This window comes from Pseudomonas sp. PDM30 (genome assembly GCF_019218985.1).
In the GTDB taxonomy this organism is placed as follows: domain Bacteria; phylum Pseudomonadota; class Gammaproteobacteria; order Pseudomonadales; family Pseudomonadaceae; genus Aquipseudomonas; species Aquipseudomonas jessenii.
In genome coordinates this window covers 164,663-178,113 of record NZ_JAHUWM010000007.1, presented here as the reverse complement: position 1 = coordinate 178,113, position 13,451 = coordinate 164,663, and the positions used below count along the sequence as shown (strand labels likewise).

9 protein-coding genes and 1 pseudogene are annotated in these 13,451 nt (G+C 59.2%); 8 read left to right on the top strand and 2 right to left on the bottom strand.

Features of this window, described 5'->3' with window-relative positions:
* The first annotated feature begins 39 nt into the window (after nucleotides 1-39).
* Nucleotides 40-1,083, top strand: a complete 1,044-nt coding sequence (locus KW840_RS18225) for a Fic family protein (protein WP_154946515.1) — start codon at nucleotides 40-42, stop codon at nucleotides 1,081-1,083.
* A gap of 54 nt (nucleotides 1,084-1,137) precedes the next feature.
* Here the strand turns inward: KW840_RS18225 and KW840_RS18220 are convergent, their stop codons facing one another.
* A complete protein-coding gene (locus tag KW840_RS18220) occupies nucleotides 1,138-3,066 on the bottom strand; it encodes a transglycosylase SLT domain-containing protein (RefSeq protein ID WP_057715658.1) in 1,929 nt (642 codons plus the stop codon).
* 215 nt (nucleotides 3,067-3,281) lie between these two features.
* On the opposite strand from KW840_RS18220, the gene KW840_RS18215 reads away from it, so the two are divergent.
* A complete protein-coding gene (locus KW840_RS18215; RefSeq protein ID WP_008022990.1) occupies nucleotides 3,282-5,201 on the top strand; it encodes an ATP-binding cassette domain-containing protein in 1,920 nt (639 codons plus the stop codon).
* Between the two features lie 56 nt (nucleotides 5,202-5,257).
* Nucleotides 5,258-5,392 (top strand): annotated as a pseudogene (locus KW840_RS29035) (outer membrane lipoprotein carrier protein LolA); the annotation flags it as partial.
* Here KW840_RS29035 and KW840_RS18210 read toward each other — a convergent pair.
* Nucleotides 5,386-5,826 carry a universal stress protein gene (locus tag KW840_RS18210; protein ID WP_046041383.1) on the bottom strand — a complete coding sequence of 147 codons (441 nt, stop codon included), beginning with the start codon at nucleotides 5,824-5,826 and terminating at the stop codon, nucleotides 5,386-5,388. The pseudogene KW840_RS29035 and the gene KW840_RS18210 overlap by 7 nt on opposite strands.
* 104 nt (nucleotides 5,827-5,930) lie before the next feature.
* Here KW840_RS18210 and KW840_RS18205 point away from each other — a divergent pair, with 104 nt between their 5' ends.
* From KW840_RS18205 to topA, 5 genes are all read left to right on the top strand, one after another.
* Nucleotides 5,931-6,368, top strand: a complete 438-nt coding sequence (locus tag KW840_RS18205) for a hypothetical protein (RefSeq protein ID WP_218496701.1) — start codon at nucleotides 5,931-5,933, stop codon at nucleotides 6,366-6,368.
* 619 nt (nucleotides 6,369-6,987) lie between these two features.
* Nucleotides 6,988-9,135 carry a fatty acid oxidation complex subunit alpha FadB gene (gene fadB, locus KW840_RS18200; RefSeq protein WP_057715656.1) on the top strand — a complete coding sequence of 716 codons (2,148 nt, stop codon included), beginning with the start codon at nucleotides 6,988-6,990 and terminating at the stop codon, nucleotides 9,133-9,135.
* Between the two features lie 29 nt (nucleotides 9,136-9,164).
* Nucleotides 9,165-10,340, top strand: a complete 1,176-nt coding sequence (fadA, locus tag KW840_RS18195; protein ID WP_008023006.1) for an acetyl-CoA C-acyltransferase FadA — start codon at nucleotides 9,165-9,167, stop codon at nucleotides 10,338-10,340.
* 95 nt (nucleotides 10,341-10,435) lie between these two features.
* A complete protein-coding gene (locus tag KW840_RS18190; protein WP_057715655.1) occupies nucleotides 10,436-10,672 on the top strand; it encodes a DUF1653 domain-containing protein in 237 nt (78 codons plus the stop codon).
* Between the two features lie 114 nt (nucleotides 10,673-10,786).
* On the top strand, nucleotides 10,787-13,414 hold the full coding sequence (gene topA / locus KW840_RS18185) for a type I DNA topoisomerase (RefSeq protein ID WP_218496699.1): 2,628 nt from the start codon (nucleotides 10,787-10,789) through the stop codon (nucleotides 13,412-13,414).
* The last annotated feature ends 37 nt before the right edge of the window (nucleotides 13,415-13,451 follow it).

Sequence of the window (13,451 nt, the reverse complement as noted above, 5' to 3'; positions counted from 1 at the left end):
GGCATTATGTCGTCCTCTGTTATGAGCCCGGATGAGGATATGAGCCGTTATCAACCACCGTTGACCTTGACGACGAAAATGTTGTCGCTGATCGCCGATATCAGCGAACAGATCGGTCAGCTTACGGCTATGGACGAACGCCTGCAGACACCTCAGTTACGTCGTGGCAATCGGATTCGAACGATTCAGGCTTCTTTGGCCATCGAAAACAATACGCTGAGCATCGAGCAGGTGACTGCCGTTCTGGCAGGGCAGCGTGTGCTGGGGTTGCCTCGGGAAATCCAGGAAGTACGAAATGCGTTTGCTGCATACGAAGCCATGCCTGATTGGCAGCCAAGCAGCCGGACCGATTTACTGCGTGCCCATGAATTGCTGATGGGCGGATTGATTGATGAATGCGGGCAGTTTCGTCGAACCGGCGTGGGTATCTATCGTGGCGATAAGTTGATCCATATGGCGCCGCCGCCGAGTCGCGTTGTGCACTTGATTGATGACTTGTTGGCGTGGCTTGGTGCCTCGGACTGGCATCCGCTGATTACCAGCTGCGTCTTTCATTATGAATTTGAGTTCATCCATCCCTTCGCTGACGGTAACGGACGTATGGGACGCCTTTGGCAAACCCTGATACTCAGTCAGTGGCGCCCGGTATTATCTTATTTGCCGGTTGAGGCCGTGATTCGGGATCAGCAGGAGGCGTACTACGCGGCATTGTCGGCGGCCGATCATTTGGCGGAATCAACGCCTTTCGTAGAGTTCATGTTGCAAGCCATGAGCCTTGCACTATCGGAGGCGGTACGGGGTGAGCCAGAAATCGACCCAGTAACCGACCCAGTAACCGACCCAGTAGAGAAGTTGCTTTCTGCACTGCATCTTAACGGTCCGCGAAAGATCAGCGAATTGATGGCTGACATCGGATTGGTGCACAGGGCGACCTTTCGGGCTAACTATCTCAGGCCTGCATTAGCGGTCGAATGGATAGAGATGACCCATCCTGAGTCGCCAAGTAGTCCGGCACAAAAGTATCGCCTGACCCAGCTTGGAAAACAGGTCTTCGCACGACTCAAGTCGGCAAAGAAATTCTGAGCAACAAAAAAGCCCGCATCTGAGATGCGGGCTTTTTTTGAGGGTCGATTTGAATCATTGATCGTCGAAATACCGCTCATGCCAATCCACGATTGGCTGCGGTGAGTTGAGCTTCTCGCCATAGATCACCGAATACGACAGCACGTTTTGCACGTACTGGCGGGTTTCGTCGAACGGAATGCTTTCCACCCACACGTCGAAACTCAGGTGGTCCGCACCGCGCAGCCATTGGCGCACTCGGCCCGGGCCGGCGTTGTAGGCGGCGGAGGCGAGGACGCGGTTGCCGTTGAACTGGCTGTGCACCTGGCTCAGGTATGCGGCGCCGAGCTGGATGTTCTTGTCCGGGTTGAACAGTTGCTGTGGCGAGCTATAGGGAATGCTGAACTTGCGTGCGGTTTCCTTGGCGGTGGCGGGCATCAGTTGCATCAGGCCCGAGGCGCCGACCCCGGAGCGGGCATCTTCCATGAAGGCGCTTTCCTGGCGAGTGATGGCGAACGCCCAGCTCGGATGCAGGCCGCGATTCTTCGCTTCACGCACCAGCGTGTTGCGGTGGGCCATCGGGAAACGGATATCCAGATCGTCCCAGTACTGCGCCTGGCTGATGGTGCGAATGGCCGGGAAGTACCATTTCAGGTCGTAGGCCAGTTTGGCCTGGGCGACCATTTCGTCGCGGCTGAAGTGACGGCTGACGTGGTACCACTCGCGGCGCCCGTCGACGATTTGCCCGCGAGCGTGGAACTCCAGGGCGCGACGTATGCCGGGGGTGTTGCGCACTTTGTTGATCAGCGCCTGGCTCATCACCAGCGGCTTGTTGTTCAGCGAATAGGGGGACTGCGAGCGATCCGCCGCGAGGAACCCATAAAAGTCGCGCTCACGAGCCACGCTTCGATAAAGGGTCTGGGCTTCCGGGTTCTGCGGTTGCGCCAGCTCCAGGGTGCGGGCCTGCCAGTAACGCCAGCGGTTGGTGGTGGCCAGGTCCTGGGGCAGGCGGCGGGTCAACTGATAGGCATCGTCCCAGCGCGCCAGGCGCAGGAGCAGGCGCAAGCGCCATTCGGAAACCGTGTTGTCGCGCAGTTCCGGATCGTATTTGGTCATGACGTCCAGGGCTCGACTGTCGAAACGTTTGGCGAGGGTCAGCCCGATTTCCCGGGCGATCGCCACTTTTTCATCCCGGGAGAAATGCATGCTGCTGGCGTAACCGTCGAGCAGATTCATGGCCCTGTCCGGGTCCTGACGAGCCAGGCGGCGCAGGCCGAGGCTGACCACGTCGGACATGGCTTCATCGGCCGGGGTAAAGCGTGACGGCTGGTTGAGCAGTTCCGGTTTCTGCGCCACGTCCACCAGCAAGCGGCCGCGAGGGGCGAGGGTGGTCATGCCGTTGATCAGGCTGTTGGCCAGGGGATAGTTGCGCGCCTGGGCGGCGAGTTTGGCGCGTTCCCAACGCTTTTGCTCGGTCAACTGGCCATCGGCGGCCCACATGCCGAACAGGGCATCGCAGGCTTCGGGCTGGGATTTACCGGTCAGCCAGAGCTTTTCAGTGTTGGCGTAACCTTCGGCTTTGAGGTTGTGGCTGATCTGGTACTGCGCATTCAGGCAGTCCAGTTCGGTGAAGTTCATTTTCGGGTCGTAGTACTTGACGAAGGTCGCCCAGTCGCCCCGTTCCGCCAGCCAGCGCAACCAACGCAACTTCATCCAGTTGGCCTGGGGCAGGTCGCCGTGTTCGGCGAGGAATTTCTCGATTTCGGCGTTGCTCGCGGTTTTCAGGCGCGCGGTCAGTTCGTCGTACGCCAGGTAGGGTTCCAGCGGATAATCGGCGAGGGCCTGGCTGTAACGGAAATACGGGCCGCTATCACCCTTGGCCAGGGCGCGCTTGGCTTCATCGTAATACTGGCGTTGGGTGGACAGGTCCACCGCCTGGGCGGATTGAACGGCAGCGGCAGACAGTAAAAAAGCAGATAAAAGATTGAAAAGGCGACTGCGCATGAGACGTCCGGGCAGAGAAAAATCATGACAAGCGCGGGCCAGGCCCGCGCTGAATTGTCTGTAGCTTAGCCTTTTGCCAGCAGCCGGTGAAAGCTTTGCGGGTCTTCCCGCATCAGTTCGCAACATTTGTCATGCAGAGTGCTACGAGAGTGAAATTGCCGGCCTTCTGAAGCCTCAAGTCAGGTAGAATGCGCGCCCGGTTTTTGGAGAAGCTCATGACCCTGCTCAAATTCAGCGATGTGTCCCTTGCTTTCGGCGCTATGCCGTTGTTGGACAAGGTGTCCTGGCAGATCGCCCGTGGTGAGCGGGTGTGCATCATCGGCCGCAACGGCACTGGCAAGTCCAGCATGATGAAGCTCGTCAAGGGCGACCAGAAGCCCGATGACGGCTCCGTTTGGCGCGCACCCGGGCTCAAGATCGGCGAATTGCCGCAAGAATTGCCGGTGGCCGACGAGCGGACAGTGTTCGACGTGGTGGCCGAAGGCCTGGACGGCGTTGGCGCCTTGCTCGCCGAATATCACCACCTGAGCCAGAACATCGTCACTGACGCCGATCTGGACAAGCTGATGCACGTCCAGCACGACCTCGAAGCCCGCGATGGCTGGCGCTTGCAGACCCTCGTCGACAGCACCTTGAGCCGCCTGCAACTGCCGGCCGACAAGACCCTCGCCGAGTTGTCCGGCGGCTGGCGTCGTCGCGTCCTGCTGGCCCAGGCCCTGGTGTCCGAGCCGGACCTGCTGCTGCTCGACGAACCGACCAACCACCTGGACATCGGTGCCATCGCCTGGCTTGAAGAAGCGCTGAAGGATTTCCAGGGCGCCGTGCTGTTCATCACGCACGACCGTTCTTTCCTGCAGAACCTGGCAACCCGCATCCTCGAACTGGATCGCGGCGGCCTGATCGACTGGAACGGCGACTACGCCAGTTTCCTCGTGCACAAGGAAGCCGCACTGGCGGCCGAGGAGACCGCCAACGCGCTGTTCGACAAGCGCCTGGCCCAGGAAGAAGTGTGGATTCGCCAGGGCATCAAGGCCCGTCGCACCCGTAACGAAGGTCGTGTACGTGCGCTCAAAGCCTTGCGTGTCGAGCGCAGCGAGCGTCGTGAGCGTACCGGCAAGGCCAATATCCAGCTGGAAACCGCCGACAAGTCCGGCAAGCAGGTAATGGTCCTCGATAACGTGAGTTTCGCTCACCCGGACGGTCCGTTCCTGATCAAGGACTTCTCCATGGTGCTGCAGCGCGGCGACCGTATCGGTCTGCTCGGCGCCAACGGTACCGGCAAGACCACCCTGCTGAAGCTGATGCTCAGCGGCTTGCAGCCGACCAGCGGCAAAGTGGAAGAGGGCACCCGGATCGATGTCGCCTACTTCGACCAGTTGCGCCATCAGCTGGATCTGGAAAAAACCGTGATCGACAACGTGGCCGAAGGTCGCGACTTCATCGATATCGACGGCCAGAGCCGCCACGTGCTGAGCTACCTCGGCGACTTCCTGTTCAGCCCGCAGCGTGCCCGCACGCCAGTCAAGGCGCTGTCGGGTGGTGAGCGTGCCCGTCTGTTGCTGGCCAAGCTGTTCAGCAAGCCGGCGAACCTGCTGGTACTCGACGAACCGACCAACGACCTCGACGTCGAAACCCTCGAGCTGCTGGAAGAGGTCTTGCTGACCTTCAACGGCACCGTACTGATGGTCAGCCACGACCGGGCATTCCTCGACAACGTGGTCACCAGTACCCTGGTCTTCGAAGGTGAAGGCAAGGTTCGCGAGTACGTCGGTGGCTACCAGGACTGGCTGCGCCAGGGCGGCTCGCCGCGTCTACTGGGCGTGACCGAGAGCAAGTCCGGCAAGGCCGACCTGAACTCCGCGGTGGTGAAGGCCGAGCCTGCGCCGGTTGCGGCAGCTGTCGAAGCGCCAGTGGCGAAGAAAAAGCTCAGCTACAAATTGCAGCGCGAACTGGAGGCGTTGCCGGGGCAGATCGAGGCCATGGAGCAGCAGATTGCCGCCGTTGAAGCACAGATGGCGGATGCCGGCTTCTATCAGCGTCCGGCGGCCGAAACGGCTGCGGTGATTGCTCAATTGGAGCAGTTGCAGGCTGAACTCGACATCATGGTCGAGCGTTGGGCCGAGCTGGATGCCTGATTGACCCGGTAACAAAAAAAAGCCCGGCGTTCAGTGATGAACGCCGGGCTTTTCATATGAAATGCAATCCCCCTGTAGGAGCGAGCCTGCTCGCGATGGTCGTCAACGATGACGCGGGGAGCCTGACACCCCGTGGCGCTCTCAGGTTCATCGCGAGCAGGCTCGCTCCTACAGGGGTGTGTTGTCAGCTTTTGTTTTGCAGACGCACCGCCAGCACATCGCAAGGCGCGCCATGCAGCACGTCATTGGCGGTGGAGCCCAGCAACAGTGCCAGACCATGCCGGCCATGGCTGCCCACCACGATCAGGTCGCAGGTTTGCTCCTTGGCCAGGTGGTGGATCTCCTGGCGTGGCTGGCCGTAGGTCAGGTGGCTGTATTCCCTGGAGAGCTCCGGGTATTTCAGGATCAAGCGGTCAAGGCGCTCCTTGGCCTGATCGAACTGCTGCTGTTGCAGTTGTGACAGGTCCATCGGCACGTCGCCGCCGAAGGCCATCGCCATCGGCTCGACAATGTGCACCAGCGACAATTTCGCACCGTTGCTCACCGACAGTTCGCGAGCGCGGTGAATCACAGGGTCGCACTCTTCGGTCAGATCTACAGCGACCAGAATATGGTTGTAGGGCATGAGGTGCTCCTCCTGAGGGATGCAATATTGGTAAGTATGGCTGGTTTCAAGCGCATTGGTTCCAAAGTGACACAATGGGCTCATTCAAATTCGGGAGTACAGATATGACGGTCTGGATAGTGGTGTCAATCCTGCTGGTGGTGCTGAGTCCGCTGGCATGGTTGCGGCCGTCGCGAGTTCAGAGCGGGCGCATCGCCTTGCGGATGGAGGCTCGACGCATCGGGCTGGCCATGCAATTGGCGCCTCAGGAGTGGCCGCACTGGCTCAGCCAGGAGCCGCCGAGCCCCTGCGCCCAGTACCATCGTCCTCGACGTGGCAATCAGCCGGCGTGCTGGAGTTACTGGCAAAAATCACCGGGTGTCTGGGTCAATCAATGGCAGGAAATCTGTGAAGACAGGGCACTGCTCGATCATTTCGAAAAATTGCCGGCCAACGTCTACAAAGTCGAGGCGGACAAGCAAATGATCACGTTGTACTGGGGCGAGAAGGGCGGGGCCGAGGTGTTGCAGCAGATCGACGCCACCCTCAAAGCCCTCGCCTGAACCCCGATCCCTTGTAGGAGCGAGCCTGCTCGCGATGAACCTGAGAGCGCCGCGGGGTGCCAGGCTTCCCGCGTCATCGTTGACGTCCATCGCGAGCAGGTTCGCTCCTGCAGGTGTTTTTCGCAGGCAATAAAAAGCCCGACATTCATCATCGGGCTGGAGTTGGCCAGGCAGGCCGGTAAAAACGGTGTTGGCTGATCTTACGCTGGGCATTCGCCAAAAGCGTTCACAATTTTCCCCTGGGTTCCGCCAGCGTAGCTTGTTAAACACGAGCTGCAGCGAATTAGGGCGAACTTTCTAACAATTGATTCTATGAATGACCTTGCATGCTCAAGCGTGTTTAAGGTCTTCGCAGTACGGATATGACCGGAAAGTCGCGTTTCAACCCATGTTTCGGGCGATTGACAATTGTCGGAAATTCCGTGAAGGTGACGCACCCAAATCAAACGGGCGTATGAATTGAGCGTTTGTATTTCAGACCGCTCCTACAGAATCCCGACTATCGCGTTGGCGGGTGTGCCGGGGGAATGGGCGTAGCATTGACGATCAACGTCCCTGCCAAGCCGTTCGCCTGCGTCCGACGTGTACTGTTCAGCTTCCATATCGTGGAGATCAGTTGATGATTTACGAAGGTAAAGCCATCACGGTTAAGGCTCTTGAAAGTGGCATCGTCGAACTGAAGTTCGACCTCAAGGGTGAGTCCGTCAACAAGTTCAACCGTCTAACCCTGAACGAACTGCGTCAGGCCGTAGACACCATCAAGGCAGATGCTTCGATCAAGGGCGTGATCGTCAGCAGTGGCAAGGACGTGTTCATCGTCGGCGCCGACATCACCGAATTTGTCGACAACTTCAAGCTGCCGGATGCAGAACTTGTTGCTGGCAACCTCGAAGCCAACAAGATTTTCAGCGATTTCGAAGACCTCAACGTCCCGACCGTCGCCGCGATCAATGGCATCGCGTTGGGTGGCGGTCTGGAAATGTGCCTGGCGGCGGACTACCGCGTCATGTCCACCAAGGCCAAGATCGGTCTGCCGGAAGTCAAGCTGGGCATCTACCCGGGCTTCGGCGGTACTGTGCGCCTGCCGCGCCTGATCGGTGCCGACAACGCCATCGAATGGATCGCCGCCGGCAAGGAAAACCGTCCTGAAGACGCGCTGAAAGTCGGCGCCGTCGACGCAGTGGTTGCTCCTGAGCAACTGCAGGATGCCGCGCTGGAACTGATCAAGCGCGCCATCTCCGGCGAGTTCGACTACAAGGCCAAGCGCCAGCCGAAGCTGGAAAAGCTGAAGCTGAACGCCATCGAACAAATGATGGCTTTCGAAACCGCCAAGGGTTTCGTGGCCGGCCAGGCTGGCCCGAACTACCCGGCGCCGGTTGAAGCGATCAAGACCATCCAGAAAGCCGCGAACTTCGGTCGCGACAAGGCGCTGGAAATTGAAGCTGCAGGTTTCGTCAAACTGGCCAAGACCTCTGCCGCGCAGAGCCTGATCGGCTTGTTCCTGAACGATCAGGAACTGAAGAAAAAGGCCAAGGCCTACGACGAAATCGCCAAGGACGTGAAGCAGGCCGCCGTACTGGGCGCCGGCATCATGGGTGGCGGTATCGCCTATCAGTCGGCTTCCAAAGGCACGCCGATCCTGATGAAGGACATCAACGAGCACGGTATCGAGCAGGGTCTGGCCGAAGCCGCCAAACTGCTGGTCGGCCGCGTTGATAAAGGTCGCATGACCGCCGCGAAAATGGCTGAAGTGCTCAACGGCATCCGTCCAACCCTGTCTTACGGCGACTTCGGTCACGTGGATCTGGTGGTCGAAGCGGTCGTCGAGAACCCGAAGGTCAAGCAAGCGGTACTGGCCGAAGTTGAAGACAAGGTCAAGGAGGACACCATCCTGGCGTCCAACACCTCGACCATTTCCATCACCTTGCTGGCCAAGGCCCTCAAGCGTCCGGAAAACTTCGTCGGCATGCACTTCTTCAACCCGGTGCACATGATGCCGCTGGTGGAAGTGATCCGTGGCGAGAAGTCCAGCGAGCTGGCTGTTGCCACCACCGTTGCCTACGCCAAGAAAATGGGCAAGAACCCGATCGTGGTCAATGACTGCCCGGGCTTCCTGGTCAACCGCGTCCTGTTCCCGTACTTCGGCGGTTTCGCCAAGCTGGTCAGCGCCGGTGTGGACTTCGTCCGTATCGACAAGATCATGGAAAAATTCGGCTGGCCTATGGGCCCGGCGTACCTGATGGACGTGGTCGGCATCGACACCGGTCACCACGGTCGTGACGTGATGGCTGAAGGCTTCCCGGACCGCATGAAAGACGACCGTCGCTCGGCCGTTGACGTGCTCTACGAAGCCAAGCGCCTGGGCCAGAAGAACGGCAAGGGCTTCTACGCCTACGAGACCGACAAGAAAGGCAAGCAGAAGAAGGTTGCCGATCCTTCGGTACTGGAAGTGCTCAAGCCGATCGTTTACGAGCAGCGCGAAGTCACCGACGAAGACATCATCAACTGGATGATGATCCCGCTGTGCCTGGAAACCGTGCGTTGCCTGGAAGACGGCATCGTCGAAACCGCTGCCGAAGCCGACATGGGTCTGGTCTACGGTATTGGTTTCCCTCCATTCCGTGGCGGTGCGCTGCGTTACATCGATTCGATCGGTGTGGCAGAGTTCGTTGCCCTGGCTGACCAGTACGCTGATTTGGGCGCGCTGTACCACCCGACCGCGAAGCTGCGCGAAATGGCCAAGAACGGCCAGAGCTTCTTCGGTTAAGTGCCCCCAACTAGAGTGAGAGTGAACTTATGAGCTTGAATCCTAGAGACGTCGTGATTGTCGACTTCGGTCGTACTCCGATGGGCCGCTCCAAGGGCGGCATGCACCGCAACACCCGTGCCGAAGACATGTCGGCGCACCTGATCAGCAAACTGCTGGAACGTAACGTCAAGGTCGACCCGAACGAAGTCGAAGACGTGATCTGGGGCTGTGTGAACCAGACCCTGGAGCAGGGCTGGAACATCGCGCGCATGGCGTCGCTGATGACCCAGATCCCGCACACTTCGGCCGGCCAGACTGTCAGCCGCCTGTGTGGCTCGTCCATGAGCGCTCTGCACACTGCCGCGCAAGCGATCATGACCGGCAACGGTGACGTTTTCGTGGTTGGTGGCGTCGAGCATATGGGGCACGTGAGCATGATGCACGGTGTCGATCCGAACCCGCACATGTCGCTGTACGCGGCGAAAGCCTCGGGCATGATGGGCCTGACCGCGGAAATGCTGGGCAAGATGCACGGCATCACTCGCGAGCAACAGGACGCTTTCGGCGTGCGCTCCCACCAACTCGCCCACAAGGCGACCGTGGAAGGCAAGTTCAAAGACGAAATCATCCCGATGCAGGGCTACGACGAGAACGGTTTCCTGAAAACCTTCGACTACGACGAAACCATTCGTCCGGAAACCACCCTGGAAAGCCTGGCGGCTCTGAAGCCGGCGTTCAATCCGAAGGGCGGCACCGTGACAGCCGGTACCTCGTCGCAGATCACCGATGGTGCCTCGTGCATGATCGTGATGTCGGCGCAGCGTGCACAGGATCTGGGTATCCAGCCTCTGGCGGTGATTCGTTCGATGGCAGTGGCAGGTGTGGATCCGGCAATCATGGGCTATGGTCCAGTACCGGCCACACAAAAAGCACTGAAGCGCGCGGGTCTGGGCATTTCCGACATCGACTTCTTCGAGCTCAACGAAGCTTTCGCCGCACAGGCCCTGCCAGTGCTGAAAGATCTGAAAGTACTCGACAAGATGAACGAGAAGGTTAACCTGCACGGCGGCGCGATCGCCCTGGGCCACCCGTTCGGTTGCTCCGGTGCGCGTATCTCCGGCACTTTGCTCAATGTGATGAAGCAGAATGGCGGTACCTTCGGGGTAGCCACCATGTGCATTGGTCTCGGCCAAGGCATCTCCACCGTCTTCGAACGCGTTTAAGCGTCTCGTTGATGGAAGCCGGGGCCAAGTGCCCCGGTTTTTGTTTTTCCGGATTTATTTTTTTATTTTGAAAAAATTTGAGTGAGGGCCAAAGCATGCCGATACAACCTGGGCTCTACCAACATTACAAAGGTCCGCAGTACCGCGTATTCAGTGTTGCGCGGCATTCGGAAACCGAAGAAGAAGTGGTCTTCTACCAAGCCCTGTATGGCGATTACGGCTTTTGGGTGCGTCCCTTGAGCATGTTCCTGGAGTCCGTCGAGGTTGACGGCGAACAGGTGCCACGCTTTGCTTTGGTGCAGGCCGAACCGAGCGTTTTTCCGCAGCCATAAGGGGAGTTCGCGCAGAGCCCTGCGCTTGACCTCATCTTGTAGCCACTATATATAGCGGTGCCGCGTCAGGCGCCAACCGCCTTTCACTTCTCGAATTCAGGAATTTTCTGATCCATGGGCAAATCGCTGGTCATTGTGGAATCCCCGGCTAAGGCCAAGACCATCAACAAGTATTTGGGCAACGAATACGTGGTGAAGTCGAGTATCGGCCATATCCGAGACCTGCCCACCAGCGGTTCGGCTAGCGCCAGCAAAGAGCCAGCCGCCAAGCGCGGCAAGGCTGCTGCGGGTGAAGCGCCGGCACTGTCGCCGAAAGAAAAAGCGCGCAAGCAGCTGGTCGCGCGCATGGGTGTCGATCCGGATCATGGCTGGAAAGCCAAGTACGAGATCCTCCCGGGCAAGGAAAAAGTCATCGAAGAGCTGCGCCGGCTCGCCAAGGATGCTGACACCATCTATCTCGCAACCGACTTGGACCGCGAGGGGGAAGCCATTGCCTGGCACCTGCGCGAAGCCATCGGTGGTGACGATACCCGCTACAAGCGCGTGGTGTTCAACGAAATCACCAAGAAGGCGATTCAGGAAGCCTTCTCGAAACCAGGCGAGCTGGATATCGATCGCGTCAACGCCCAGCAGGCGCGTCGTTTCCTCGACCGCGTGGTGGGTTACATGGTTTCGCCGCTGCTGTGGGCCAAGATCGCTCGCGGTCTGTCCGCCGGTCGCGTGCAGTCGGTTGCCGTGAAGCTGGTGGTCGAGCGCGAACGTGAAATCCGCGCGTTCATCCCGGAAGAGTACTGGGAAGTTCACGCTGACCTCGGCACCGCAAAAGGCGCGACCGTGCGCTTCGACGTGGCCCGCGAGAAAGGCGAAGCCTTCAAGCCGCTCAATGAAACCCAGGCCATGGCCGCGCTGGAGAAGCTCAAGGCTTCCAGCTACAGCATCGTCAAGCGCGAAGACAAACCGACCAGCAGCAAGCCGTCGGCACCCTTCATCACGTCCACCTTGCAGCAAGCCGCAAGCAATCGCCTGGGCTTCGGTGTGAAGAAGACCATGATGATGGCCCAGCGTCTTTACGAAGCTGGCTACATCACTTATATGCGTACCGACTCCACCAACCTTTCGGTTGATGCCGTGGCGATGGCGCGTGCCTATATTGAAGGCGAATTCGGCAAGAAATACCTGCCGGAAACCCCGAACGTCTACAGCAGCAAGGAAGGCGCACAAGAGGCTCACGAAGCGATTCGTCCGTCCGACGCCAATACCGAGCCAAGCAAGCTGTCGGGCATGGAGCGTGACGCTGAGCGCCTCTACGAGCTCATCTGGCGCCAGTTCCTCGCTTGCCAGATGCTGCCGGCGCAATACCTGTCGACCACGGTCACTGTCGGTGCCGGCGACTTCGAGCTGCGCGCCAAGGGCCGCATCCTGAAGTTCGACGGTTACACCCGCGTCATGCCGCAAATCGCCAAGCCGGGCGATGACGACGTGCTGCCGGACATGGCCCAGGGCGACGCGATGAAGCTGATCAAGCTTGATCCGACCCAGCACTTCACCAAGCCGCCGGCGCGTTACTCGGAAGCCAGCCTGGTAAAAGAAATGGAAAAACGCGGCATCGGTCGTCCTTCGACCTACGCGGCGATCATTTCGACCATTCAGGACCGCGGCTACGTGGCGCTGCACAACCGTCGTTTCTACTCGGAAAAGATGGGCGACATCGTCACCGAGCGTCTGGCCGAAAGCTTCTCCAACCTGATGGACTACGGCTTCACGGCCGGTATGGAAGAGCATCTTGATGACGTGGCCCAGGGCGAACGCGACTGGAAAAACGTGCTCGACGAGTTCTACGGCGACTTCAAGAAGAAACTCGAAGTAGCCGAAAGCCCGGAACACGGCATGCGGGCCAATCAGCCCGTCATGACTGACATTCCGTGCACCACCTGCGGTCGCCCGATGCAGATCCGTACCGCGTCGACCGGCGTGTTCCTCGGTTGCTCGGGCTACAGCCTGCCGCCGAAAGAGCGCTGCAAGGCCACCGTCAACCTGGTGCCGGGCGATGAAATCGCTGCGGACGACGAGGGTGAGTCGGAGTCGCTGGTGTTGCGTGGCAAGCATCGCTGCCCGATCTGCAGCACGGCGATGGACGCCTACCTGCTCGATGAGAAGCGCAAGCTGCACATCTGCGGTAACAACCCGGATTGCGATGGCTACGAAATCGAAGAGGGCACCTATCGCATCAAGGGCTATGAAGGTCCGAGCCTGGAGTGCGACAAGTGCGGTAGCGAGATGCAGCTCAAGACCGGCCGTTTCGGCAAGTTCTTCGGTTGCACCAATGCCACCTGCAAGAACACCCGCAAACTGCTGAAGAGTGGTGATGCGGCGCCGCCGAAGATGGATCCGGTGAAGATGCCTGAGCTGAAGTGCGAAAAGGTCAACGACACCTACATTCTGCGCGACGGTGCATCCGGTCTGTTCCTGGCGGCCAGCCAGTTCCCGAAAAACCGCGAGACTCGTGCTCCATTGGTGATGGAAATCATCCCGCACAAGGATGAGATCGATCCGAAGTATCACTTCCTCTGCGAAGCACCGAAGAAAGATCCGGATGGCCTCCCGACTGTGATTCGTTACAGTCGCAAGACCAAGGAACAGTACGTGCAGACCGAGGTTGACGGTAAGCCAACCGGTTGGAAGGCTTACTACGACGGTGGCAAGTGGACGGTTGAAGACAAGCGTCCGGCAGCCAAGGCTTAAAAAACTGTAGGAGCGAGCTTGCTCGCGATGGTCGTCA